Origin of the sequence: Chitinophaga agrisoli, assembly GCF_008386695.1 — a bacterium.
In the GTDB taxonomy this organism is placed as follows: Bacteria; Bacteroidota; Bacteroidia; order Chitinophagales; family Chitinophagaceae; genus Chitinophaga; species Chitinophaga agrisoli.
In genome coordinates, this window is the sequence record NZ_VUOC01000004.1 from 2,353,371 (window position 1) to 2,379,356 (window position 25,986).

The following is a 25,986-nucleotide window of genomic DNA, read 5'->3' on the forward strand; positions in this document are numbered from 1 at the left end:
ACGAGTGGCAATAATCGATAAAAAAGACCTGCGCATTGTATTTATGGGCACCCCTGATTTTGCAGTGGCTTCCCTGGATATCCTGGTGCAGAATGGGTACAATATTGTTGGCGTAATAACAGCCCCGGACAAACCCGCCGGCCGCGGTTTACAGCTGCAGGAAAGCGCGGTAAAACAATATGCGGTATCCAAAGGACTGCATGTGCTGCAGCCGGAAAAGCTGAAAGACCCTGCCTTCCTGGAAACCTTACAGGCTTTGCAGGCCCACCTGCAGGTGGTAGTAGCCTTCCGTATGCTGCCGGAACTGGTATGGAATATGCCGCCGCTGGGCACCATCAACGTACACGCTTCCCTGCTGCCGGATTACCGCGGCGCCGCGCCCATTAACTGGGCCATCATTAATGGCGAAAAAGCATCCGGCGTAACCACTTTTAAACTACAGCATGCCATTGATACGGGCAATATATTATTCAGCGACCAGGTTAGCATCCATGATGATGAAACGGCCGGCGAGCTGCATGATGCGCTTATGGCAACTGGCGCCAAAGTGCTGCTGAAGACCGTAGCCGCTATCGCGGACGGCACTGCGGAAGAAAAACCACAGCCTGCCTTGCCCGCGGAACAGATCAAACACGCACCCAAGATATTTAAGGAAGACGGCCGCATTAACTGGGCCCAACCCATAGATAAGATTTACAACCTGGTGAGGGGATTAAGCCCCTACCCTACCGCCTGGACCTTATTGCAGGATAAACAGCTGAAGATCTTTAAAGCATCTAAAGAGCATGCTACGCCAACGGTGGCCCCTGGCGAACCTGTCAGCGATCAGAAGACCTATCTGAAAATAGCCGCGCAGGATGGATACCTGGTATTACAGGAAATACAGCTGGAAGGTAAGAAGAAGATGGAGGTGGAAGCATTCCTGAGGGGGTTCCGGATGTAGGGGATCATCAATGCCTATAAAACATTACGGATTACAAATGACAACATGTGCTTATCATTTGTAATCCGTAATTTATTTTGTGTTATACTAGTTCTCGTAAGTTAGTTCGCAGTAGAACTTTGCTTCGTTGGTGCCCAGCGCGTCTATAGCGGAATCGCTCAGCTTCACGATCAGGCCAGCGTTCTGTTTCATCTGCGGGATGGCTTCCAGCACCTTGGCATAAATGGACTTTCCATTGAGCGGATTGGTGATCTTAAGGATGGTGCCACGGGGCGCCGTGTTATGCAGGGCGTAGTATTTTCCGGGGCCTGCATTGCTCTTGAACCAGGAGCCGGGGCCTTTTTCTGTGCTCAGTTTTTTGCCGGCGGTCTGCTGCGCGTAGATCTGCTCAAAGCTGGCGCCTGCAGGAGCGGGCGGCACGGGCGCAGTGGCGGTGGTCTCTTTTCTTGGCTGCTCAACCGGCGGAGCAGGCGTTACCACGGGGGCCGCAGGCGTAGTGGCCGGCGGCGGCGTATTCTTTACTACGGTGGTAGATTCCGGGGCCTGTGTGGCGGGCGCCGGGTTCGATGCCGGCGGAGGCGCTACCGGCGTGGGATGCGGCGGAGCAACTGTTGCGCCACTGCCATTCCCTTTTACCCAGCCTACGATCAGGTAGCTGTCTTTTTGTACGCCATCACCGTTAAGATTATTCCAGTGACGGATGTTATCCAGCGGCACCTTATTATAGTTAACGCTAATACGGTATAATGTTTCTTTCTCTGCTACTTTATGATATACCGGATGTCCGGCGGCTTCGCCACCCTGTGCAAAATTGCTTTTGGTAAGCGGGATCTTTACGGTCTTGCCCAGTTGTAATCCGCCTTCAAAAGACAGGTTGTTCTGTGCTGCTATCTCTTTAGGCGGCACACTGTATGCACGCGACAGGCTATAAAAAGTCTCCCCTTTCTTTACGGTATGCATCAGGTACAGATCCGGCGCTGTACCCTGTACCTGCAACGTGTCCTGTGCCTGTGCACTTGCTGCACCCAGCACCATTCCCGCTATTATCATCAATGATCTTACCATACTAACTCAATTTATATGCTAACGCATTTTTCGGCAACGAATATATGTGTTAAAGCTGTGAAAACCTCAAATCTCTTTCAAAATACGGAGTTCCTTAGGATAATAATTGTTGATGCGGTTAAGCAGTATCTTGGCCCATCCCAGGGGCATTTGCCCGTACTGCATCAGGGCCCATCCCTTCATTGCAACCGGTAGCGCCGGATCTTCTTTGCGCAGGTACTGCAACGCTTGTGTTAACGTTAATGCTACCTCCTGTATTGTAGGCGGCAGTAAAGTACTCATGGCTAGCTGGTGATCCGGGGCCAGTTCCTTTGCCGTCAATTGCCCTGCCTTTACGCCGGCTTTGCGCAAATATAGTTGTTGTTGCAATACGGCCACAGCCGCTGTGACGGCTGGCGGCAAAATTATAGCTTCTCCCTGGTGTTCCATCACGAAATATTGATCCAGGTCCCTGACCCAGGGTTGCAGTTTCTCCCGGTCCTTCTTAGGCAGCGCTGAAAGCGTATCCCGCTGCTTCTTCTGCTGCCAGGTATCACCGCCGGTTTTGCGGAAGCAGGCGATGAAGAGGCCTTCACCCTGTACTTTATCCGGGTAGAAACGGTAGCCTTCGCAATTTCGTTTATCCGACCTGGTGGTAACAATATTCCAGGAAGGATCTATGGGGATGGGGATGTTCTCGGCCTCCAGGCTGGATACGATCCAGTCCATGATATCTTCATCCTCTTCTTTTGAGTAGGAGCAGGTGGAGTAGATAAGGATACCGCCATCGCGGAGCGCAGGCCAGGCGTCTGCCAGGATACGCTGCTGGCGCTGGCAGCAGAGGGCTACATTTTCCGGCGACCATTCCGCCACGGCCTCAGGTTCCCGCCGGAACAGGCCGGAGCCGGAACAGGGCGCATCCACCACCATCACATCAAAAAAGCCCGGTAAACGGGCCATATCGCGGGGATCGTTGTTAGTCACCACCACATTGGCAGCGCCCCAACGGCTAATGTTATCTGCCAGCATACCGGCCCTGGCGCGGATCACTTCATTGGCCACCAGCAGGCTGTCTGCACTGATCACGGATTGTAATAAGGTGCTTTTACCACCCGGCGCAGCGCACAGGTCCAGTACCTTTAGCGGCTGTGCCAGATCACAGGTTTGACGTATGGCATGCTCCAGGAACATAGAAGACGCCTCCTGTACATAATATGCGCCTGCATGAAAAAACGGGTCCAGTGTAAAGGAAGGGCGCTGTGGCAGGTAATAACCATGCTGCGCCCAGGGTACGCGGGTGACGGGCGCCGCGGGGCTTAACGCCTCCAGCACGGCTTCCGTTTTGCCGGGCGCCTGCAGCTTGGCATGGTTTAACCGCAGGGAGGTAACGCGCTCCCCCGCTTCATGCACTGCTATAAATGCAGACTGTTCAAAACCCGGAAGGCCCTGCAGGCTGGATAATAATGCCGCTGGCAAGTAAGTAGACATGGCGCAAAAGTAGGACAATTCGCAGGTAAGTGCAGCTACACCTGTTTAATCTCCGCGATCAGTTGTTGTAATACCTGCTTGGCATCGCCAAAGAGCATAGAGGTTTTGGGTTGAAAGAAGAGATCATTTTCGATACCGGCATACCCGGGTTTCATAGAACGTTTGTTTACGATCACCATTTTAGCGCTCTCCACTTCCAGGATAGGCATGCCATAAATGGGGCTATCGGGGTCAGTTTTGGCGGCGGGGTTCACCACATCATTAGCGCCCAGGATCAGCACTACATCGGTCGTGGGCAGCCCGGCATTGGCCTGTTCCATTTCCAGGAGCTTATCATAAGAAACATCCGCCTCTGCCAGCAGCACGTTCATATGTCCGGGCATACGGCCCGCTACGGGGTGGATGGCGTAAGAAACATTCACGCCCTTATCCTCCAGCATCTTTTCCAGCTCATGACAGGCATGCTGGGCCTGTGCCACCGCCAGTCCATACCCCGGCACGATCATCACCTTTTGCGCATAGGCCAGCACCACGGCAGCATCTGAGAGGGAAACGGATTTATAATGGCCCTGCTCTTTGGCTACGCCTGCTTTAGCGCCGCCAAAGGAGCCGATGAGCACATTCCTGAGCGAGCGGTTCATGGCTTTACACATCAATATCGTGAGGATGGTACCCGCAGAACCTACCAGGATACCGCCGGTAAGCATTACCTGGTTATTATACAGGAAACCGCCGCAGGCGGCCGCCACGCCGGTAAAAGAGTTCAGCAGGGAGATCACTACCGGCATGTCCGCTCCGCCTATGGGCATTACAAACAGCACGCCATAGGTGATGGATAACAGTAATACCAGGTAGAAAAGGATCTTTACAATGGGCGCTGTCACTATCTGCAATTTCGGGTCAGGCAGCAGGGTAAGCTTCATTTGCACATGGTTATCTATTGTAGCTACCAGGTAAATAGCTGTCAGCAGCGAAAGTCCCAGCACCAGCAGGTTAACGATATGTTGATTGCGGAAGGAAAAATCCTTGATACGGCCATTCAGCTTTCCCCAGGCAATAATGCTGCCCGCAAAGGAAACAGAGCCTATAATGAGCCCCAGCAGGATGATGAGCAGTTTACCTCCCGCAGGCCCCGGCGCTGCGCCGGCCATGGCACTTATTGCATCAGTGAGGTTAAAATTTCCTTTGGACGGGATGCTGGTCATATGGCCAAACTCCACGATGGATATAAGGGCTGCACAAGCGCCGCCGGTACCATTAAAAAGGCTCACCATTTCCGGCATCGCGGTCATCTTCACTTTTTTAGCGGCCATTACACCAATGATACCACCAATGATCAATCCCGCAAAGATCCATCCGTAATTATGCAGCCGCTCGCCATTGTTATGATACAGGAAGATAGTGCCCAGGATAGCCAGCGTCATACCGCCGGCCGCGATCAGGTTGCCTTTACGCGCGGTAGCCGGATGGCTTAACATTTTGAGGCCGATGATAAACGTGACAGAGCCTAGCAGGTAAATGACAGATAACACGCTGATGGACATATCTTATTTTTTAGATTTAAACATTTCCAGCATCCGGTCCGTTACTACAAACCCGCCCACTACGTTTAGCGTTCCCAGTATCACCGCCAGGAAGCCCAGTATCAGGGCCAGGTAGTTATCCGCATCCGCCTCGCCCATCACAATGATAGCGCCAATGATCACTACCCCATGAATAGCATTAGCGCCACTCATAAGCGGCGTATGCAGTACGGAAGGCACCCGGGAAATAACCTCTATACCCAGGAAAACGGACAGGATCACGATATAGATCAATTCTATGTGCTGGTGAATGAAGGAAAGGATGGAAGCCATGTAATAACGGATTATCAATTACGAATGATGGATGTTCAATATTTAATGGTAGCGATGTGTTCACACTGCCGCAACGCCCAGGGCTTTTACCCTTTCATTGGTAACAGCGCCATTATGCGTGATGCAGGCGCCCTGCACAATATCATCCTCAAAGTCCGGCGTGGCCTGGCCATTACGGATAACCAGCTGCAGGAAATTGAACATATTACGGGCATACAGCTTACTGGCATCTGCCGGCATAGCAGCCGCCAGGTTGGAATTACCTATAATGGTAATGCCATTATGTTGTATGGTAGTATCGTTTTGCGTTTGTGCGGTATTACCGCCGGTCGCCGCTGCGAGGTCAACTATCACGGAGCCGGGGCGCATCTTATCCAGCATGGCGTCTGTGATCAGCACGGGGGCTTTTTTGCCAGGGATCTGGGCAGTGGTGATCACAATATCGGCTTTGACGGCGCTTTCTGCAATCCTGGCCTCCTGCCGCTGTTTGTATTCCGGCGTTTGTTCTACCGCGTAGCCACCGGCAGCGGAGGCATCTGCAGCGCCTTCTACCTCTACAAAGCGGGCGCCCAGGCTCATCACCTCCTCCTTTACGGCAGGGCGGGTATCAAATACTTCCACTACAGCGCCCAGGCGGCGTGCGGTGGCTACCGCCTGTAAACCGGCTACGCCAGCGCCTAATATCAGCACTTTGGCGGGGGCTATACTGCCCGCTGCGGTCATGAACATGGGGAAATAACGGCTATAGGTATACGCCGCCAGCAATACGGCCTTATAACCGGCTATATTGGCCTGGGAGCTTAATACATCCATGCTTTGGGCACGGGTGGTGCGGGGAATACTGTCGAGGCTGAAGAGGGTAAGCTTACGTGCGGCCGCTTCCTGTATAAGGCCGGCATTGTACAGCGGCTGGTAGATGCCGGCCAGCATTTTTCCCTCCGGAATGGTTTCCCACAACGGGGAAGCCGGTAAATGCATGCTTAACAGCAGGTTGGCCTCCTGTATGATGTCTGCTGCGGGTTTTATGATAGCGCCTGCCTGGGTGTAGGCTTCATCGGGGTAAAAGGCAAGCGCGCCGGCGCCGGGTTCCACCCAAACGGTCACAGATTGCTGGATAAGCTGTTTCACTACTTCCGGTACTAAAGAAACACGATGTTCGCCTGTTTTTTCTTTGAGGACGCCTGCAATCATAACGAGTGATTAGGAGTTGATGGAAATCGATAGTGGAATATAAAGAAAAAATGGCAGATGAGGAAACAGGGAGGGTTAAATTTGGAGGGAGGGGTGGAATTTTTTATTACGGCGCGGCTCTTTTATTGGCTAATTTTTTAGTGAGCTCTTCTAATCTCGTGAACCTGACTGCTTGCTTTTGCGCTAACAGCCGTTGCTTTTCACACTCAGGGATATTAGGGTCTTTTAACAGCTGCTCTATTTCATGCAACAATTCATCTGTTGATCTTGCAATCTCCCAATTCCGCATGGCGTTTTTGGCCTGATTAACGGCAAACCGCCACAGGAATGATATCGCCACCGTAATGGATGGCGCAGCAATCACTAACCAGGACTTTATCGGGTAACTATCAGGAAGGTTACGTGCAAGCAGTACGAGAACGGTACCTCCGCTTACGCCTGCAAAATTGGAATGCCCTACTGGCCTTCCTTTATAGGATGGTTGGTTGGATTTTGCCAATGGATGCAATTATGGTTACATTAAACTTTAGTCTTCCAATAAGATATCGAGCGCACGGATCACTTTTGCTGCGCTGTTCTTTTTTCTGAAATCTAATTCTACTATTTCACCGGATTTACTTTGGAGCCTGAGTTTACGGTAGTTCCGTATGGCATCGAAGATGATGGGATACAATGGACTAAAGAAGGCAATACCTGCAATTATGGCAATGATAGTTGTTATAGTTGCTGACATGCTAAAATATTGTTTGTTTTAGCAAGTTAATGTGTTTTAGCGATACAATAAAAAAATGTTTTACAGATCGTTGTCCTCTATAAACACCTGCTATTTATTAGCGCCAATCCTGTCTGCCATGACCGCGGCCTGCTGGAGTATAGCCGGTACCGCTACCCCGCTCAGATAATTACCGCTGATATAAATACCAGGGAATTGCCGCTCCATATTTTGTACTGCTTCGCGTACCCGTTGATGACCGGTATTCAGTTGCGGGATGGCCTTTTCCCAACGGCTAAAACGCTGCAGCACGGGAGGCTGCCGGATCTGTAACAATACTTTGAGCTCATCCAGGATCTGTTGCTGCAAAGCGCTATCGTCCATCTCATCAAAGAAATGCTCCTGTTGCACACCGCCGGTAAACACGGTGAGCAGCACTTTACCCTCTGGTGCGGAGGAAGGGAAGATAGCGGTATTACAAATAGCGCCCAGGAAATGTAACTGCGCCGCATGCGGCACCAGGAAACCAAAACCTTCCGGCAGCTGCTGTACCGCTGTACGTTCAAAACCCAGATGTAATACGCCCATACGCGGATAGTATACCTGTTGCAATGCGTTGGCCGCCTGAGGGGCTAATTCCTGCAAAGCATTGGCAGCAGCGTATGCGGGGGTAGTGAACAGCACACGGTTCACATTCGTGTATTGTGTTTGCCCATCTTCTTCATACTGTACCATATAACCTTCCGCACCTCGCACGACGCCGGTAACCCGGCAGTTATACCGTACAGGCGTGTTCAGCAGCTCCTGCAGGCGTTTCACCAGCGCTTCATTACCACCGCGAAGCGCAATGATCTTGCGGCCGCCCATTACGCCCTTGTTCTTCATTAATCCTTTGGTAACGCTGCCATATTCCTGTTCCCAGCGGGGCAGAAAAGGCATCACTTCCTGTACGGACAAGCGCGCAGGATCGCCGGCATAGATGCCGGAGAGTATAGGATCAAAAAGATAATCACATATTTCGCGGTTAAACCGGCGTTGTACAAAACTGGCTACAGATTCTTCACCGCTCGCGGGCCTGGCAGCGCGGAACCGCTCTGTAAATAGCCGCCATTTGGCAGCGCCGCTTAAGTAGGGAGAAGATAATATTTTGCCGGGATGCGGGGAAACGGGGTGTAAGCTGCCGTTACGCACCAGGAAGCGGTTTTTACCGGCCGCTGTGGCTTCCATTATTTCCTGCTCCAGCCCTATTTCTTTGAGAAAGGCCAGTGTAGCTGGTGTAGCGCCTATGGAATTGGGGCCTGCATCCAGCGTAAAACCATCCTGCTGCACAGAACGTACTACGCCACCGGTTGCCGGTCCTGCTTCCATTAACAGGTAAGGGATATTCCTTTTTTGCAGTTCGTATGCAATGCTTAAACCGGCGATACCGCCGCCGGCAATAAGGATGGTATTATTCATAGAACACTCTTTTTTGGTATTTGCAGCCGGCTATTGTTTAGCGGCCATATCTGTGCACCACTTTACCACCGCCTCTACCCATAGCGGGTGTATATTCAGGCAGGGGATCAGCGTAAAATTATCGCCACCGCTGTTGATGAACAAATCTTTGCCTTCTACCCCTATCTCCTCCAGTGTTTCCAGGCAATCAGATACAAAAGCCGGACAAACTATCAGCAGTTTTTTCTTACCTTCTTTTGGCAGCTCTTCCAAACGCGTAACGGTGTATGGCAGCAGCCATTCATCACGGCCCAGGCGGGACTGGAACGATACACTCCACTTATCCGCCGGCAGCTGCAGTTTGGCAGCTACCAATTCCGAGGTGTTGATCACCTGGTGACGGTAGCAGAAATCGTGGGCCGGCGATTTTACGTGGCAGCAGTCATTTACCTGCAGACAATGTTTGCCTGTGATGTCTGTCTTACGTACATGCCTGGCCGGTATTCCATGGTAACTGAAGAGCACATGATCAAAATCCTGCTGCAGGTAGGGCCGCATGCTTTCTGCAACGGCGTCGATATAATCAGGCGCATTATAAAAAGGCGGGATAACGGAGAGCTTAAAGCCGTATCCTTTTTTATAGTATATCTCTTTGGCGTATTCCACAGCCGTTTCGTAAGACGACATGGCGTAGTGCGGATACAAAGGAAACAGGATCACCTCCTTTAACTGGGGATTTTGCCGGAGCAGCTTATCGTATGCTTCCGCGGGCGAAGGATTGCCATAACGCATGGCTATTTCCACCGGCATCTGCAGATCATGCTGTATGGCTTTTTCCAGCTGTTTTGTCAATACGATGAGCGGAGAGCCATCCTCCCACCAGATAGAACGGTAAGCTTCTGCCGATTTAGGCGCGCGGCGCGGCACAATGAGCTTTGTAACCAACAGCCAGCGTATCAAATAAGGTTTATCAATTACCCGCTTATCCATAAGGAACTCATTCAGGTAACGTTGTACATCCGGAACGGCCGTAGAGTCAGGCGATCCAAGGTTCATCAGAACCACTCCTACATCAGATCTTGCTTCCATTTTATCAGAAATTGTTGCAAAAGTAACGGTTCTTTCAGGGGAATGACACATAAAATGTCATACAATTGTTAGAATAGTGTTGTCTGCAAACCTGATAAAAATCATCTTTTACGCGTTAGTGCGCGTGTATTTTGTGATTGTCTGTCCTGCGATTGTCATAAACGCCATAAATGACACAGTAATGACAGCTTAAAGCCTTTTCTTCAGCGTATGCCAGTATTTTTGCAGCCGGAAGCTTATAAAGATAAAATGCACGGCGCGTATTCAAAAGATATTACCAATTTCCACAGCATTGGTATCAACTACAAAAAAACGGATGCTGCTATCAGGGGGTTATTTGCCATTAGTGAGGCACAATACCAGCAAGTCCTGGAGCAGGCGAAGGCTGCGCACCTGGAAGACCTTTTCGTACTTTCTACCTGTAACAGAACGGAGATATATGGTTTTGCACCAGATGCCCAGCAGTTGATGGACCTGTTGTGCGAGGTCACCAATGGTGATCCCAACCTTTTTGCGCAGCTGGCGTATATGCGCTCCGGCGAAGAAGCGGTGAAACATCTTTACCAGGTAAGCACGGGCCTGGACTCCCAGATATTAGGCGACTATGAGATAGTGGGGCAGATCCGGAACGCTTCCCGGTTTTCAAAGAACCAGGGTAGTTTGGGCGGTTTCCTGGAAAGGCTGGTGAACAGCGTGGTACAGGTTTCCAAATTGATCAAGAATGAAACTGGCCTGAGCGCCGGCACCGTTTCTGTAGCGTTTGCCACTATCCGTTTACTGGAAAAACGCGTACCGGATATAAAGAATAAAAAGATACTGTTGTTTGGTGTAGGCAAGATAGGCCGCAACACCTGCAAGAATATAATGGAATACCTGTGCGCAAAGGATATTACGCTTATTAACCGCACCGCCGCTGTAGCAGAAGAATTTGCGGGCCTGCACGGGTTAAGGGCAGCCCCCTACGAAACGCTGGAGGCGGAACTGCAGCGGGCAGATATTATACTGGTGGCCTCCAATGCGCCACAACCTACCGTACTAGCGTCCCATTTACAAAATAGCGGTCCCAAACTGGTGATCGATCTTTCCATCCCCTTTAATGTAGAGCAGGCAGTAGGCGAACTGCCCGGTATTGAGCTGGTGAATGTAGACGAGCTCTCCAAAGTGCAGGATGAGACCTTGCAGATGCGCCTGCAGGAAGTGCCCAAAGCAATGGAGATCATTGAGGAGCACATGGCAGAATTCCTGTACTGGTACAAGATGCGTAAACATGCGGTGGTATTGAAGGCAGTAAAGGATAAACTGACGGAGATCCACACGCGCGAGATACAGCAGCAGAAAAATAGCGATCACTACGAGCTGGAAGATATGGAGGAAGTCTCTTCCCGCATCATACAGAAGATGATCAATCTAATGGCGGGGAAGGTGCGTAAGGAAAGTGATAAAAGCGATCAGTACATTGCCATGATCAACGACATTTTTGAGACCGGCATTAACCAGGATTAATACATTCATGCAAAAAGAAATACGGATAGGCACCCGGGAAAGCCAGCTGGCCTTATGGCAGGCAAACCTGGTAAAGGACCTGCTTACAGCCCAGGGTTACGCACCGGTACTGGTGCCCATTAAAAGCGAAGGAGATATAGACCTGGTCACTCCCTTGTACGAAATAGGCGTACAGGGTATCTTCACCAAAACACTGGACATTGCCCTGCTGAGCGGCCGCATAGATATTGCGGTGCATTCCCTTAAAGACGTACCTACCCAATTACCAAAAAATATTATACAGGCCGCCGTACTGGAAAGAGGCCCCGTAAAGGACCTGCTGGTATACCAACAGGATACCGCTTTCCTGGACAAGCCCGGCTATATTGCCAATATAGGCACCAGCAGCCTGCGGCGCAAAGCCCAGTGGCTGCGCCGGTATCCGCAGCACCAGATCCATAACCTGCGTGGCAATGTGAATACCCGCCTGCAAAAGCTGGCCTCCGAACTATGGGACGCCGCCATTTTTGCTGCGGCCGGCCTGGAAAGGATACACCTGCGGCCAACGAACTCCGTGATACTGGACTGGATGCTGCCTGCCCCCGCACAGGGCGCCGTAGTAGCCGTATGCCGGGAAGATGACGCATTTTGCCGGGAAGCCTGCGCCCCGCTGCACCACGCAGCAACCGCACTTTGCACCCAGATAGAAAGAGATTTCCTGCGTGTTTTAATGGGCGGTTGCACCACCCCCATCAGCGCTTATGCATATATACAGGAAGGTACACTGCACTTTGCGGGTGAGCTAAGCAGCCTGGATGGGCAAACCTTCCTGGAAACCGCCCAGCAGCTGCCTGTAGCACAAGCCGGCGATATAGGCAAACAAACAGCCGCAGAAATACTGGCTAAAGGCGGCGACAAGATAGTAGCGGCAATACGCAATGCAAAACCATAGGTATCACATATTAAGTACCCGGGAACTTCCCGCCGATCTGCTGTTGGCGGCCACAGAACAGGGTATGGATATTGAGATACGATCCTTCATACAGGTAACACCTATTGTCAGCGATACGCTGAAAGAAAGGATACAACCGCTTTTGCGGGAACATGTGCATGTGGTATTTACCAGCGCCAATGCGGTACATGCAGCTGCTGATTATATGGGCGGCTCCTACCCTGCTGAATGGCAGGTGTATTGCCTGGATGGCGCTACCCGGCACGCCGTGGAGCGGCGCCTGCATACGGACCAGCGCTTTATCACCACTGACACCCATGCGAAAACACTGGCAGCGCAAATAATGGCAAAAGGCAATGTACCGGCTGTGGTTTTCTTTTGCGGCAACAAACGCCGCGGCGAACTGCCGGACCTGCTACGGCAACATGGGATTCCGGTAGAGGAGATAGTGGTATATGACACTACAGAGGCGCCGGTTGCCGTGGAAAAAACCTATGACGGCATTTTCTTTTTTAGTCCCAGCGCCGTTAGCAGTTTCTTCTCCGTGAATAAACTGCCCCCGGATACCGTTTGTTTTGCCATTGGCCAAACGACTGCCGGCGCGCTGGAGCCGCTTACCAACAACAGGATCATTGTAAGCACCGGGACCAGTGCCCAACAGATGGTGCAAACTGCTATATTTTATTTTAACAACAATTAACTGCAACGAATGAGCGCTTTGAAGAATGACTTATTGCTGAAAGCTTTACGCGGAGAAACCACCACACGCACCCCAGTATGGATGATGCGCCAGGCCGGCCGTTACCTGCCGGACTATATTAAACTGCGGGAGAAATATTCGTTCTTCGAACGCTGCCAGAACCCGGAACTCGCCACTGAGATCACCGTAATGCCGGTGGACCAGGTAGGCGTAGACGCCGCCATTATATTCTCTGATATACTGGTAGTACCGCAAGCGATGGGACTGGAAGTGCAGCTGATTGAAAAGACAGGCCCTTTTTTGCCTGCCCCTATTAAAAGCGCCGCCGATCTGCAACGTGTGCATGTGCCGGACGTAAAGGATACCCTGCATTATGTATTTGACGCACTGCGCCTTACCAAACAAACACTGGCTGGCCGCGTACCGCTTATAGGTTTTGCCGGCGCCCCCTGGACCCTGTTATGTTATATGGTGCAGGGCAAAGGCTCTAAAACATTCGATGAGGCCAAAGGCTTCTGCTTCCAGCAACCGGCTGTAGCTCACCAGCTGTTACAGATGCTGACAGATACCACTATTGCCTACCTGAAGGAACAAGTGGCGGCGGGCGCTGATTGCGTGCAGATCTTTGATTCCTGGGGCGGTTTGTTAAGCCCGGAAGATTTTGAAAATTTCTCCCTCCAATATATCAGGCAGATCGTAGCTGCGCTGAAAGGCATAGCCCCCGTGATCGTTTTTGCCAAAGGCGCCTGGTTTGCGCTGGAAGAAATGGCCGCTACCGGCGCTAACGGATTAGGCATTGACTGGTGCATAAAGGCCGATAAAGCACGCGCTTTTGCAGGGCCTGATGTTACGCTGCAGGGCAATTTTGACCCCGCTAAGCTGCTGCTGCCCATACCGGAGATAGAAAAGGCGGTGAAGACCATGCTGCAATCCTTTGGCGGCCAGCGGTACATTGCCAACCTGGGCCACGGCATATTGCCGAATATACCGGTAGACCATGCCAGGGCCTTTGTGGACACCGTAAAGAACCATTAACCCATGAGCGTAAAAGAATCTTTTATAGCATTTATACATAGCCTGCAGGATGAGATCTGCGGAGCGCTGGAAGCTATTGACGGACAGGCAACGTTTCGCGAGGATCGCTGGGAACGGCCCGGCGGCGGCGGGGGTAAAACCCGCGTGATCGCAGATGGCGCCGTATTTGAAAAAGGCGGCGTAAATACATCTGTCGTGCATGGCGCACTGCCGGAAGTAATGGCGCAACAGTTCAACGTAACAGACAGCAGCTTTATGGCCTGTGGTATCTCGCTGGTGATCCATCCGCAGAACCCGTTTGTGCCTACCGTACATGCCAATTTCCGTTATTTTGAGCTGTATGATAAAGATGGTATGCTAAAGGATAGCTGGTTTGGCGGCGGATCTGACCTTACGCCCTACTACCTGGATGAAGCAGATGGCCAGCATTTTCACCAGACCCTGAAAAATGCCTGCGATCCTTTTGGAAAAGAACTGTACCCGCTCTATAAGAAACATTGCGATGAATATTTCATCAATAAACACCGCAACAACGAGGCCAGGGGCATTGGCGGCATTTTTTATGATTACCTTCGTCCGGATGCCAACCGCAGTGCGGAACAGCTGTTCGCATTTTCACAGGCGAACGGTAAAGCGCTGATGGAGGCTTACCTGCCTATTGTACGCAAGACCAAGGACCTGCCCTTTACGGCAGCCCACAAAGACTGGCAGGAGTACCGGCGTGGCCGCTACGTGGAGTTTAACCTGATACATGACCGCGGTACCCTGTTTGGCCTGAAGACAAACGGCCGTATAGAATCCATCCTCATGAGCTTACCCCCCCGGGCACGTTGGGAATACGATTATCACCCGGCCCCCGGTAGCAGGGAAGCGGAGCTGCTGGAGTTCTTAAAGCCCCGGGAATGGGCGAAATAATGTGCTGATGTGCTGATGATGGGAATGATTGAATTGATTTAATTAATGTAATAGCTAGTTATATGATACGTCGTAACAGAATACTGAGGACCTCTCCGGCAATACGCGCGATGGTAGCGGAAACGATCTTAACGCCCAGCGATTTTATTGCGCCGCTGTTTATTACAGAAGGAGAAAATGTGCGGGAAGAAATTGCCTCCATGCCCGGTTACTACCGGCATTCACTGGATAATACCATTAAGGAAGCCAGGGAGCTCTGGAGCATGGGCATTAAAAGCGTATTACTATTCATTAAATGTGCAGATGAGCTGAAGGATAACAAAGGCACAGAGGCGGTAAACCCTGATGGCCTGATGCAGCGCGCTATAAAAGGTATTAAACAGGCCATTCCTGAAATGGTAGTGATGACAGACGTAGCGCTGGACCCCTACTCTTCTTACGGGCATGATGGTATTGTAAAAGACCAGGAAATTGTGAATGATGTCACAGTGGAAGTGCTTGCCCGTATGAGCGTGAGCCATGCACAGGCCGGCGCTGATATTGTAGCGCCCAGCGATATGATGGACGGCCGCATACTGGCCATCCGCCAGGCATTGGAAGCCAATAATTTTGATAAGGTGGGCATTATGGCCTACAGCGCCAAATATGCCTCCTGCTTTTATGGCCCCTTCCGCGATGCGCTGGATTCCGCACCAGGTTTTGGCGACAAAAAAACCTACCAGATGGATTATGCCAACTCCCGCGAAGCCATCAAGGAAACACTGATGGATGTGGAAGAAGGCGCAGACATTGTGATGGTAAAACCTGCCCTCGCCTACCTGGATATCATGCGCATGATCAAAGACCGCGTAACGGTACCGGTAAGCGCCTATCATGTAAGCGGCGAGTATGCCATGGTAAAGGCCGCTGCAAAAATGGGCTGGCTCAATGAAGAGAAGGCTGTGCTGGAAATACTGACCAGCATCAAACGCGCGGGCGCAGACCTGATCGCCACCTACTTTGCCAAAGATGCGGTGAAGCTGTTGCAAAGCTGATAAAGAAAGTAAACACCGAAAGAAGAAATCCTGTATTTTAGACGCGGAAAACCATGACCGGATCGTCTTACTCAAAAGAAAGCAGGTCTACTGTCCCTTCTTTCATCAAACTGCATATAAATGTACTCGCAAAGCAAACTTTTATTTGAGAGAGCGCAACAACTGATCCCTGGCGGTGTAAACTCGCCGGTACGCGCCTTCAAGAGCGTAGGCGGTACGCCCGTATTTATGAAACATGCCAAGGGCGCTTACCTGTATGATGTGGATGATAACCGGTATATAGACTACATCAACTCCTGGGGGCCTATGATACTGGGGCATGCGTATGAGCCGGTAGTAAAGGCCATACAGGAATATGCCACCTACTCTACCTCCTTTGGCGCCCCTACGGAGCTGGAAATAAAAGTAGCGGAGCTGATCATAAGCATGGTGCCGAATATAGACCAGGTACGGATGGTGAACTCCGGTACAGAAGCCTGTATGTCTGCCCTGCGGCTGGCGCGCGGTTATACCGGACGTAACAAGTTCATAAAATTTGATGGTAACTATCATGGTCATGCGGATGCTTTCCTGGTGAGCGCCGGCAGCGGCGTTGCCACTTTGCAGATACAGTCTGTGCCCGGCGTTACGCAAACCGTAGCACAGGATACGCTGACCGCCCCTTATAATAATCTACCGGCTGTGGAGCAGCTGATAGCAGCGCATCCGGAAGAGATAGCCGCCATCATTGTAGAGCCGGTGGCCGGTAATATGGGTTGTATACTGCCGCAACCAGGTTTCCTGGAAGGCCTGCGCCAGTTATGCGATACCCATGGTATACTGCTTATATTTGACGAGGTGATGACGGGATTCCGTTTAGCCCGCGGCGGCGCGCAGGAGCTGTTTGGCATTAAGGCAGACCTGGTAACCTTTGGTAAGATCATTGGCGGCGGTATGCCGGTAGGCGCATTTGCCGGCCCGGCTGCCATTATGCAGCATATTGCCCCCGCAGGCAAAATATACCAGGCGGGTACCTTAAGCGGCAACCCAATAGCCATGATAGCGGGTTATACGATGCTGCAAACCCTGCAGGAAAACCCCGTGATCTATAAACAGCTGGAAGAAAAGAAGGATTACCTGGTAACAGGTTTACGGGAAGCATTGGGCGGCGCCGGTGTGGTACACCAGATCAACAGCCTGGGCTCTATGCTGAGCGTACATTTTGCAGAATATCCGATCATTGATTTCAGCGCAGCATCCAGCGCTAATAATGAGCTGTTCAGGCGCTTTTTCCATGCAATGCTGGAACGTGGCGTATACCTCCCGCCTTCCGCGTTTGAAAGCTGGTTCCTGAGCAATGCGTTAACACAGGAAGACCTGGATGCTACTATAAAAGCGACGAAAGCGGCCATGCAGGCCATCACAAATAGTTAACAATTCAATCCTGTGCTGAGTGGAAAGTCCTGGCCCCGTGCCGGGACTTTTTTTTGAAGTAGTTCCTATTCCCCAATGGCATCTACGACCGGGGTGCCGCCTTTACGGTATTCCAGCGCCTCGTTATGCGCCACTGCGCAGTCTTTCAGTTTCTTATCTTTAAAGTTGATGTAAATGCTGCCCGGGCTTAACATGCCAACGTGTATATAACCCTTATCGATCTTTACGGAGAACCGGGCCCCTGCGGCAGTAATATCCAGCAGGTCAGTATGTACGATAAAGTAACGGGGATGATGATGTATATCTGCCTCCTGCTGGTTTACGGCAAAAACCGCTGTTCCTTTTAACCATACCTGCCGCTGCGCAGACTCATTGAAGTGCTCCCGGTAGCGGAGGCTGGTGCGAGGGTCCAGCTGTACCCGGGAGTTGTCCGGTAAAAGAAGGCTCAACCGTTCTTCCCTGCCGGTGCGTATGTGCTTCATGTTCATACCGAACCATTGCCATAGCCCAAAGGAAAGCAGGAACAAAGCTATTGCCGCCACCCACATCCATTTGCCATACCAGAACTGGTGGCGCAATTTATCGTAGAAGGTGGAATTTCTTTCAAGCGTTTGATGATGATCCATAAAGCACCCAGTTACCTTTGCTAAGGTAAATATACATAAATCAGCAAATGTGTAGTCCCTTATTTGTGATGGCTGAACATCCAAGGCAGTAATCCCGGCTCCCGGAACACATTATCCCAGCTGTTATGCCCAACGCCGGGGTATTCTGTATACTTCACATCCGCGTGCAGTTGCTGCAGCTCCAAGTAGTAATTACGAGAGAAGCTTACCGGTACCACAGGGTCTGCCCCGCCGTGGAAGATCCATACAGGTACTTTACCGCCGAATATGGAGGCAGTTTTCGCGTCGCCGGCGCCACAGATGGGGAATCCGGCCGCCCAAACATCCGGGTAACGGGCCAGCATATCAAATGTGCCCATACCGCCTAAAGAGAGGCCGCCGATATATACCCGTTTGCTGTCTACTTTGCCGGTAGCCAACAAGCTATCCAGCAGGGCTTTTACCAGCGCGCCGGCTTTTGTGGGCGGCGCATCATGCGGGAAATCGGCCCCTGCCACCTTGCCGGTGCTATCGCGTTTTAGCTTAAAGGGCGCCCAGGCTTCATTTTGCGGGCATTGAGGAAATATTACGAATGCCGGGAACTCCCGGCGCAAAGAGTCTTTCAGGAACAGATCGCCGCCATGCAGCAGCTGTGCAGCGTTGTCACTGCCCCGCTCACCAGAGCCGTGCAGGAAAATGATAACCGGATAGGCCTTATGCATATCATAATTCAGCGGCGTTAACATCCGGTACCGGAGGGTATCGCCATTGTGCATAAAAGTTTCGTGGCTATAGGCGCTCATATCCTGTGCCTGCATGGGGAATATATTCATTAGCGTTAGTGCCAGTAACAACAGATATCGCATTGTTAAAAATTGTTTCACTGAATATACAAATTATGTACGGATGTACGTATATGCGTGCCAGCAAATAGACGGCCGCGGCATTTTCATCTGCACATGCGCCTATTTGCACATTGTGTGTCCGGCGCCTGGGCAACCTGTAAATATACGGCAAAAGACCTGCGTGACAGTGATAGTATATTAACCAATATGGCTGAGTATAGCTTATTCGAACCTTAAGCGAACCTAAACCGAAGGAAAGCCCAAGGGAAAATCTGTTAAAATAGTATCAGTTCGCCTAGTATTTGATGGTAAAATGCTGCTTCACTTTAAAATCCGGGCGGAAGAAGACCAGGCCAATGAAGAACAGGTCTATGGTGAGGGTAACCCTGGGATGCTGCTGGATAGTATGCCAGGCGGCTTCCATACCGGGCGTCCAGTGAATATCATCGAAAATAAAGAGGGAATGGTCGTGCGCCCTGGTCAAGCACTGATCAAAATAGGCCAGCGTAGGGTCTTTACGGTGATTACCGTCAATATAGACCCAATCCAGCCGGAGCTGTTCCCGTTGCAGCAAGGCCGGCAGCACATCATCAAAATTACCGGTACGCTGCTCTATATTGTGGATATCCAGCACCTCAAAATTGCGATGGGCGCGGGCGGCTATATTGGGGCAGCCCTCAATGGTCACTATCCTGGCGTCTGGTTTAGCCAGGGCCATATAAGCGGTGGAGAGGCCCATGGAGGTACCCAGTTCCAGCATGTATTGAGGCTGCAGGTATTGCGCCAGCCGGAAAAACAGCTGGCCAAATTTAGGCGGTTTGGCGGCATAGCGTACAATGTCCCGCACTTTACGCCGGGAACCTGCCCCGGTAAGGGAACCGGCGCCGAGGTCCGTTATCTCGATCTCTTCCCTGGTCTGCAATAGCTCCCGCCGCAAGGCCTCCACTTCTTTAAAGATGGCAGGCTGTGTTTTGTTGCGCAGGACCTCCTCGATCAGATCATAAACAAAAGGCGAATGCACATCATGGCGGTTACCGGCGGTAAAATGATAGCGCAGGTATTTCTTTGCAAACTGTATCTGGTGCTCTAAACCCATATTCAAGCGATAGCTTTTAGCAGTCAGCTGTTAGCTAACGGCTAACAGCTATATTAATATATTTTTCCTTTTATTAATTTTAACCGGTGCAGGCAGTGCTGCAGTGATACCCTCAGTACGCCCAACCCGTATATGCTGCTACGGCGGAAATTGATACTGGAGGCGTCGTCAAAATACTTGGTGGGGCAGGTAACTTCCCCTATCTCGAACCCCTTCATGAAGATCTGCGATATCATTTCGTTATCAAAGATAAAGTCATCGCTGTTATCCATATAACGGATGCTTTCCAGCACCTCCCGGGAAAATGCCCGGTAACCGGTGTGGTATTCGCTCAGCTTCTCGTTAATAAGCAGGTTCTGCATCAACGTAAGGAAGCGGTTAAAGATGTATTTGTATATTGGCATGCCCCCTTTCAAGGCGCCTTTGCCCAGGATCCGGGACCCCATTACCACGGGGTATACCCCATTGGCAATAATGCTGCTCATGGCCAGGACCAGCTTGGGAGTGTATTGATAATCAGGGTGTACCATGATCACAATGTCGCCACCCAGCTCCAGGGCCTTATTGTAGCAGCTCTTCTGGTTGCCACCGTAGCCCTTGTTCTTGTCGTGGCTGATAATATGGCGTATGCCCAGCTTTTTTCCCACTGCAACCGTGTCGTCACGGCTGGCATCGTCTACCAGTACCACTTCGTCCACGACGTCGAAGGGGATCTCACTGTAGGTCTTTTCCAGTGTTAACGCTGCGTTGTAGGCCGGCAATACCACTATTATCTTTTTATTATTCAGCATAGAAAGTAGTTAATTTGGCTGCAAATATAACAGGAAACCCGGCAATCCTACCTATCAAATAAAATCCTACTATCTTTGTACCCGAAAAATTTTTGGCACCATATTTTCTTAACTTTTTGTTTATAAAAAGCAAACACAGCATGAACATACTTTATATGAAAGATTATGTAAAATGTGCCCCCCTTGGTTTTCTAATGCTGGGCTGCGTTATGGCTGTGCAGGCGCAAGACTCGTCAAGACGGGACACGGTGATCCCGGAGATCAGATCGGTGCCTGGCAATATCAGAACAGCGGATACGACCATCCGGAGAATTATGGATGAGCTGCAGAAAGTGACGGACAGCGACCGGCAGAACTCCAGCGCTATACAAGGCCTGTTGCAGGGGAAGGAGATCGATAATCTGACTAAGTATGAGCTGATCAAGAATAACCTGATCAATGCCAGCGAAACATACTACCTGCTGAATAAAAAGATCATTGACCTGAAATCCCGTACTACTACCAATAACCTGGATGTATTCATTACCGCGCTGAACAACCCGGAAAGTAAGGAACTGGGGTTCTCTTTCAGCGACCGCATTGTGGAACTGGTGGAAAAGATAGTACTGGAGGGAAAAACGGATAAGAATGACCGTAATGGCAAGATCGTAGAATCTACCAAATCCATCATCAACAGCCCTATATTCCAGAGCTTTACCGCGCTAACGCCGCCGCTGGCCATCGCCAATTCCGTGATGAACTTCCTGCACAGCGTGAGCGTAAATAATAAACAGATCAGCCAAAAAACGCTGCAAAGCTTTGAGAAAGAGCTGAACAAATACGTGGTTTACTATACGGCGCTGAATGACGCGAACCAGAAATTTGAGTTTGGCCTTAATTTTAACAAGGATCAGCTGAACCTGTTGCAGGATAACCTGTACGATCACCTGATGTTTACGGCCAGCGCGCTTAAATTCCAGTTGCCCCAGCGTGGTAATAAATCCATTGGGGAAACCATGAACGACTTCTTCTTTGACTTTAAAAAGGAGAAAGTGGTGGACTTCTTTAGCCAGCTGGAGACCAAGTATTCCAAAAACAAAAGGATCGACTATGAGATGCTGCTGCGCGAAAACCCGAACCTGAAAGAGGTGAACAACCAGCTGGAAGACCTGATCCTGCAAACCAAACGTTTCGAGAACCTTTATAACGAGTATTTCACCCTGCTGGACTCTTACTACAGCAAAGTGAATAACTCCCTGAAAATAGCCCAGGATAACGGACTGGCTGCCCAGAATATAATAGATTCCAAACAGGCGGAGTTCCGTAACCTGAAGAATGAAGCGGTAAGTGATATTCAGGCTTCCATCAACATTAAAGAGCTTTATAATAATACGGACAAGGTTAAATACCGTTACCGGATATTCTAAAGAATGTGCTGATGTGCTAATATGCTGATGTGCTGATGTGAGAATGCGCTGATATGCTAAATGAAAATAATGTTCATTCATTAGCATATTGGCACATTAGCACATCAGCACATTGATTTTATCTATACCTTAGCCTCATAAAAATCAGGGGCCATGACCACAGTTCAATTGGAATATATTGTAGCGGTTGATACGTACAGGAGTTTTGTAGTGGCAGCGGAGAAATGTTTTGTAACACAGCCTACGCTGAGCATGCAGATACAGAAGCTGGAAGACGAACTGGGTATCAAGATATTTGACCGCAGCAAATTACCGGTAGTACCTACAGAAATAGGCATATCTGTTATAGCGCAATCGCGCATTATACTTAAAGAGAGCTCCCGCATCAAAGAGATCATCGCCGGCCATAAGAAGGAAATACAGGGCAACCTGAAAGTAGGCATTATCCCTACGCTGGCTCCTTACCTGCTGCCACGCATCCTTACCGGCTTTATGAAAAAGTATCCTAAAGTAAAGCTGGAGATATGGGAGTACCCTACAGAACAGATCATGCAACAGCTGAAATTAGAGCTGCTGGACTGCGGGCTGCTGGCTACTCCCCTGCACAATCCGAACCTGGAGGAACATCCTCTTTTTTACGAATCGTTTGTGGTATATGCCGCCAAGAGCAATGAACTGTTTACCAAAAAGTTCATTAAACCGGAGGACCTGGATGTGCGGGAGGTATGGCTGCTGAATGAAGGGCATTGCATGCGTAACCAGGTACTGAATATATGCCGGGATAAATTCACCATGGGCGAGTATAAGAACCTGGAATATAACACTGGGAGCGTAGAAACCCTGAAAAGGATGGTAGATCTGAATGAAGGCTACACCATCCTGCCAGAGCTATCACTCCAGGACATGAGCACGCGGCAAATGAATATGGTGCGCTATTTTAAATCGCCGGAACCCGTGCGGGAGATCAGCCTGGTCACTCACCGCTTCTTTATTAAACAGGCATTGATAGGGGCGTTTAAAAAGGAGATCTTAGGGCATGTGCCGGAGAAGATGAAGGTGCAGAAACAAAAACGGATCGTGGATATCCTCCCGGAGGATAAGTAAAAACGAAGCCATACGTTTTAAATGAAGGTGGATAATAATAATTAAGACCTTTGAAGATCGCTCAATAGCCGGCAGTCTTTATCAGGTATCTAAATAAAAGAGGGTGGATCAAATATATTTGATCCACCCTCTTTTTATTTTTTACTTTTCTCTTTTACTTAATTGGCGTGTAGTATTTCATTGCCTCCGGCATAAGCTGCTGCAGCTGTTGTACACGGCGCTCATCGCTGGGGTGGGTGCTTAACAGTTCCGGTGGTTTCTGCCCGCCGCCGGCGGTAGCCATACGTTGCCAGAAGGGTATGGCTTCCTGCGGGTTATAACCTGCCATGGCCATAAAGATCACGCCCAGGTGGTCTGCCTCCAGCTCATTCTGACGGGAGAAAGCCATTAAGCCTACATTACCGCCTACGCCAAAGGATTGCAGGAAAATATTCTGTGCCTGGGGGTTACGGTTAAGCGCTACGGCGCCTGCCACCTGTATACCCTGGGCAATAAGGCCCTGGCTCATACGCTCGTTACCATGGCGGGCAATGGCATGGGCAATCTCGTGCCCCATTACGCAGGCCAATGCGGTTTCGTTCTGTGTAACGGGCAGCAGGCCGGTATACACTACTACTTTACCGCCGGGCATACACCAGGCATTTACTTCTTTGTTATTCACCAGGTTGAATTCCCATTTATAATTGGCTACTTCATTGCCCAGTTTATTAGCCGTCATGTAACGGGTAACCGCATCTGCGATACGGGCGCCTACCCTTTTCACCATTTCAGCGTCTTTGCTGGCGGTGGCGGAAACGGCCTTGTTCTGAGATAAAAAGGTCTGGTACTCCTGCAGCGCCATTGACTGCATCTGGCTTTCAGGGATCAGGTTCAACTGGCTACGGCCGGTAATGGGCACCCGGGAGCAGGCAGCCAATAGCGCCAGGCCGGCAGATAGAAATAAAACAGTCTTCTTCATGGGTGAAATCATTTGTTTTTCTAAGCCAACTGTACCAACATCTGCACGTTTCGCATTACTGAATAACAATCTAGGTTGATTTAAGTTGGTTTGGTGGCAAAAATACTTAGAGCAATCGGTATGCCAAAGAAAAAGCTTTTAGCGATTAGCTTTTAGCTGTTAGCGAGTGACATACAACTACCGGCTAACCGCTAAAAGCCAAAAGCTGCTAACCAGCTATTTAACAGTTAACTTATAACTATAGGTAAACTGCTAAAAGCTAACCGCTAAGCGCTAAAAGCTGGTTAAATTATTTGTTGCGACGGAAACCTTTCCTGTTACGGAACAAGGGCACCTTGTTCTCATTGCCGGTAATGAGGCGCGCAATATTCTTCTGGTGGGTGAGCACCACCATCAGCGCCACTGCTATGGCAAATATGCGGTAAAAAACCTCCGGCTCGTTGAAGATATAGAGTATCAGGATAGGAAAAGCGATGCTGGCGATAATAGAGCTTAATGAAACGTAACGGGTAAGGAACAGGATCATTAAAAATACGGCTACACAACAGATGGCTACAATAGGCTGAATAGCGAGTACCAGGCCAAACAGTGTAGCGATACCTTTACCGCCACGGAAACCCGCCCATATAGGGAAGATATGGCCCACTACGGCGGCCAGGCCCAACCCGATCTGGAAGTTCACCAGCTGGGTCAGGTGCTCTGTATCCTGGTAATAAGGTAACATGTAGGAAAGTCTTACTGCGATCACCCCCTTCAACATATCCACCACCATCACGAAAGTGCCGGCTTTGGGGCCCAGTACACGGAAGGTATTCGTGGCGCCGGCATTGCCGCTGCCATACTCCCTTATATCCATACCAAAAACCCCCTTGCTGACCCAAACGGCAGTAGGTATTGATCCTATCATGTAGGCACAAATAAGGAATAACAATTCTATCATCACAATAAGTTGGAATGCTAAGATAACAAAAATCTACGCCAAAATTAATAAAATATTATCTTTTTCCTTAACACGAAAGTTTGAAAAAGGATTGTATTTATGTGCGTAAGATATAATTTTTTTTTCAACTAATTGTCAAGCTCATCGCCAGCCAGTTGTCCTTTCCTACCTGTTGCTGTAAGGTAAGGCCCTGGGCATTGGCGCTCTCTAAAATAGCAGGCCCGTCCTCTGTCATGATGCCGCTTAGCAGCAGATGGCCACCAGGGGCCAGGAGGCGCCGCATATCCGGCATAAATTGCAGTAAGATGTTACGGTTAATATTGGCCAGGATCACATCGTAGGGACCGGTGAGCTCCTGCAGGCTGTCTGCCCGCCAGATGTTGATGTTACCGGTTTGGTTACCGGCCACATTTTCCAGGCTGTTTTCCACGGCCCAGTCGTCTATATCGATCGCATCCAGCTGTGCAGCGCCCATTTTGGCGGCCAGAATGGCCAGGATACCGGTACCGGTGCCAAAATCGAAGACCCTTTTACCGGAGAAATCCAATTGCCGCATAAGCTGTATCACGGAAAAAGTAGTGGCGTGGTGGCCGGTGCCAAAAGACATTTTGGGCGTGATAACGATCTCGTATTGCAGCGCCTGTTCAAAGGGCGGGTGAAAACCGGCCCGTATGCCGCAGAAATCATCCACCATCACCGGTTCAAAATTGCTTTCCCACAGGGCATTCCAATTCTCCTGTTTGATCTCTTCTTTGGTGTAAGTGAGCTGGTAGGACTGCAACAACGAATCCAATGAAGGCTCATCAAAATCAGCTACCGGTATATAAGCAATAACCTGTCCGGGTCTTTCTTCAAATCCCTCGTACCCTGCTGCGCTTAACTCTGCAACCAGTACATCTGCCAGCTCTGTTGTACAAGGGATGGTAACGGCAATGTGTGACATGCCGCAA

26 protein-coding genes are annotated in these 25,986 nt (G+C 50.2%); 10 read left to right on the forward strand and 16 right to left on the reverse strand.

Annotated elements, in window-relative coordinates; all coding sequences use genetic code 11:
- Positions 1–4: 4 nt before the first annotated feature.
- Positions 5–943, forward strand: a complete 939-nt coding sequence (fmt, locus tag F0L74_RS28350) for a methionyl-tRNA formyltransferase (protein ID WP_246197843.1) — start codon at positions 5–7, stop codon at positions 941–943.
- Positions 944–1,030: 87 nt separating this feature from the next.
- On the opposite strand, the gene F0L74_RS28355 is transcribed toward fmt, so the two are convergent.
- The 9 genes from F0L74_RS28355 to hemH form a co-directional block, all read right to left on the reverse strand.
- Positions 1,031–2,008 (reverse strand): LysM peptidoglycan-binding domain-containing protein, encoded by a 978-nt coding sequence (locus F0L74_RS28355; protein WP_149841263.1) that lies wholly within the window; start codon positions 2,006–2,008, stop codon positions 1,031–1,033.
- 66 nt (positions 2,009–2,074) lie between these two features.
- Positions 2,075–3,475: a methyltransferase RsmF C-terminal domain-like protein gene (locus tag F0L74_RS28360; RefSeq protein WP_149841264.1), complete on the reverse strand. Its 1,401-nt coding sequence runs from the start codon at positions 3,473–3,475 to the stop codon at positions 2,075–2,077.
- Positions 3,476–3,510: 35 nt separating this feature from the next.
- On the reverse strand, positions 3,511–5,019 hold the full coding sequence (locus F0L74_RS28365) for an NAD(P)(+) transhydrogenase (Re/Si-specific) subunit beta (protein WP_149841265.1): 1,509 nt from the start codon (positions 5,017–5,019) through the stop codon (positions 3,511–3,513).
- 3 nt (positions 5,020–5,022) lie between these two features.
- Entirely contained in the window at positions 5,023–5,331 is a 309-nt protein-coding gene (locus F0L74_RS28370) for an NAD(P) transhydrogenase subunit alpha part 2 (protein WP_149841266.1), read from the reverse strand.
- A gap of 60 nt (positions 5,332–5,391) precedes the next feature.
- Entirely contained in the window at positions 5,392–6,522 is a 1,131-nt protein-coding gene (locus tag F0L74_RS28375; protein ID WP_149841267.1) for a Re/Si-specific NAD(P)(+) transhydrogenase subunit alpha, read from the reverse strand.
- A gap of 106 nt (positions 6,523–6,628) precedes the next feature.
- On the reverse strand, positions 6,629–7,021 hold the full coding sequence (locus F0L74_RS28380; RefSeq protein WP_149841268.1) for a hypothetical protein: 393 nt from the start codon (positions 7,019–7,021) through the stop codon (positions 6,629–6,631).
- 27 nt (positions 7,022–7,048) lie between these two features.
- Entirely contained in the window at positions 7,049–7,255 is a 207-nt protein-coding gene (locus F0L74_RS28385; RefSeq protein ID WP_149841269.1) for a hypothetical protein, read from the reverse strand.
- Positions 7,256–7,345: 90 nt separating this feature from the next.
- Complete coding sequence (hemG, locus tag F0L74_RS28390) at positions 7,346–8,692, reverse strand: protoporphyrinogen oxidase (RefSeq protein WP_149841270.1); 1,347 nt, start codon at positions 8,690–8,692, stop codon at positions 7,346–7,348.
- Between the two features lie 30 nt (positions 8,693–8,722).
- Positions 8,723–9,760: a ferrochelatase gene (gene hemH / locus F0L74_RS28395; RefSeq protein WP_149841271.1), complete on the reverse strand. Its 1,038-nt coding sequence runs from the start codon at positions 9,758–9,760 to the stop codon at positions 8,723–8,725.
- A 210-nt stretch (positions 9,761–9,970) separates the two neighbouring features.
- On the opposite strand from hemH, the gene hemA reads away from it, so the two are divergent.
- The 7 genes from hemA (at position 9,971) to hemL (ending at position 17,291) form a co-directional block, all read left to right on the forward strand.
- Positions 9,971–11,263, forward strand: a complete 1,293-nt coding sequence (gene hemA, locus F0L74_RS28400; RefSeq protein ID WP_246197844.1) for a glutamyl-tRNA reductase — start codon at positions 9,971–9,973, stop codon at positions 11,261–11,263.
- Positions 11,264–11,270: 7 nt separating this feature from the next.
- Complete coding sequence (hemC, locus tag F0L74_RS28405; protein WP_149841272.1) at positions 11,271–12,194, forward strand: hydroxymethylbilane synthase; 924 nt, start codon at positions 11,271–11,273, stop codon at positions 12,192–12,194.
- Positions 12,181–12,894 (forward strand): uroporphyrinogen-III synthase, encoded by a 714-nt coding sequence (locus tag F0L74_RS28410; RefSeq protein ID WP_149841273.1) that lies wholly within the window; start codon positions 12,181–12,183, stop codon positions 12,892–12,894. The genes hemC and F0L74_RS28410 overlap by 14 nt, the downstream gene beginning before the upstream one ends.
- Before the next feature lie 9 nt (positions 12,895–12,903).
- Positions 12,904–13,929 carry a uroporphyrinogen decarboxylase gene (gene hemE, locus F0L74_RS28415; RefSeq protein WP_149841274.1) on the forward strand — a complete coding sequence of 342 codons (1,026 nt, stop codon included), beginning with the start codon at positions 12,904–12,906 and terminating at the stop codon, positions 13,927–13,929.
- 3 nt (positions 13,930–13,932) lie between these two features.
- Positions 13,933–14,844, forward strand: coding sequence for an oxygen-dependent coproporphyrinogen oxidase (hemF, locus tag F0L74_RS28420; protein WP_149841275.1), 912 nt, complete (start codon positions 13,933–13,935; stop codon positions 14,842–14,844).
- 62 nt (positions 14,845–14,906) lie between these two features.
- Positions 14,907–15,878 carry a porphobilinogen synthase gene (gene hemB, locus F0L74_RS28425; protein WP_149841276.1) on the forward strand — a complete coding sequence of 324 codons (972 nt, stop codon included), beginning with the start codon at positions 14,907–14,909 and terminating at the stop codon, positions 15,876–15,878.
- A 120-nt stretch (positions 15,879–15,998) separates the two neighbouring features.
- Positions 15,999–17,291 carry a glutamate-1-semialdehyde 2,1-aminomutase gene (gene hemL / locus F0L74_RS28430; protein WP_149841277.1) on the forward strand — a complete coding sequence of 431 codons (1,293 nt, stop codon included), beginning with the start codon at positions 15,999–16,001 and terminating at the stop codon, positions 17,289–17,291.
- 65 nt (positions 17,292–17,356) lie between these two features.
- Here the strand turns inward: hemL and F0L74_RS28435 are convergent, their stop codons facing one another.
- From F0L74_RS28435 to F0L74_RS28450, 4 genes are all read right to left on the reverse strand, one after another.
- Positions 17,357–17,917: a FecR family protein gene (locus F0L74_RS28435; RefSeq protein ID WP_149841278.1), complete on the reverse strand. Its 561-nt coding sequence runs from the start codon at positions 17,915–17,917 to the stop codon at positions 17,357–17,359.
- 59 nt (positions 17,918–17,976) lie between these two features.
- Positions 17,977–18,762: a carboxylesterase family protein gene (locus F0L74_RS28440; RefSeq protein WP_149841279.1), complete on the reverse strand. Its 786-nt coding sequence runs from the start codon at positions 18,760–18,762 to the stop codon at positions 17,977–17,979.
- Positions 18,763–19,036: 274 nt separating this feature from the next.
- The gene (locus F0L74_RS28445) at positions 19,037–19,837 is read right to left on the reverse strand and encodes an O-methyltransferase (RefSeq protein WP_149842157.1); all 801 of its coding nucleotides are present in this window, start codon (positions 19,835–19,837) and stop codon (positions 19,037–19,039) included.
- A gap of 53 nt (positions 19,838–19,890) precedes the next feature.
- A complete protein-coding gene (locus F0L74_RS28450; RefSeq protein WP_149841280.1) occupies positions 19,891–20,628 on the reverse strand; it encodes a glycosyltransferase family 2 protein in 738 nt (245 codons plus the stop codon).
- A 140-nt stretch (positions 20,629–20,768) separates the two neighbouring features.
- On the opposite strand from F0L74_RS28450, the gene F0L74_RS28455 reads away from it, so the two are divergent.
- Positions 20,769–22,034, forward strand: coding sequence for a hypothetical protein (locus F0L74_RS28455; protein WP_149841281.1), 1,266 nt, complete (start codon positions 20,769–20,771; stop codon positions 22,032–22,034).
- 153 nt (positions 22,035–22,187) lie between these two features.
- A complete protein-coding gene (locus F0L74_RS28460) occupies positions 22,188–23,138 on the forward strand; it encodes a hydrogen peroxide-inducible genes activator (protein ID WP_149841282.1) in 951 nt (316 codons plus the stop codon).
- Positions 23,139–23,292: 154 nt separating this feature from the next.
- Here the strand turns inward: F0L74_RS28460 and F0L74_RS28465 are convergent, their stop codons facing one another.
- The 3 genes from F0L74_RS28465 to prmA form a co-directional block, all read right to left on the reverse strand.
- Positions 23,293–24,096: a M48 family metallopeptidase gene (locus F0L74_RS28465; protein ID WP_149841283.1), complete on the reverse strand. Its 804-nt coding sequence runs from the start codon at positions 24,094–24,096 to the stop codon at positions 23,293–23,295.
- A 289-nt stretch (positions 24,097–24,385) separates the two neighbouring features.
- Positions 24,386–25,036 carry a glycerol-3-phosphate 1-O-acyltransferase PlsY gene (gene plsY / locus F0L74_RS28470; RefSeq protein ID WP_149841284.1) on the reverse strand — a complete coding sequence of 217 codons (651 nt, stop codon included), beginning with the start codon at positions 25,034–25,036 and terminating at the stop codon, positions 24,386–24,388.
- A 124-nt stretch (positions 25,037–25,160) separates the two neighbouring features.
- A complete protein-coding gene (prmA, locus tag F0L74_RS28475) occupies positions 25,161–25,979 on the reverse strand; it encodes a 50S ribosomal protein L11 methyltransferase (RefSeq protein WP_188316211.1) in 819 nt (272 codons plus the stop codon).
- Positions 25,980–25,986: the final 7 nt, after the last annotated feature.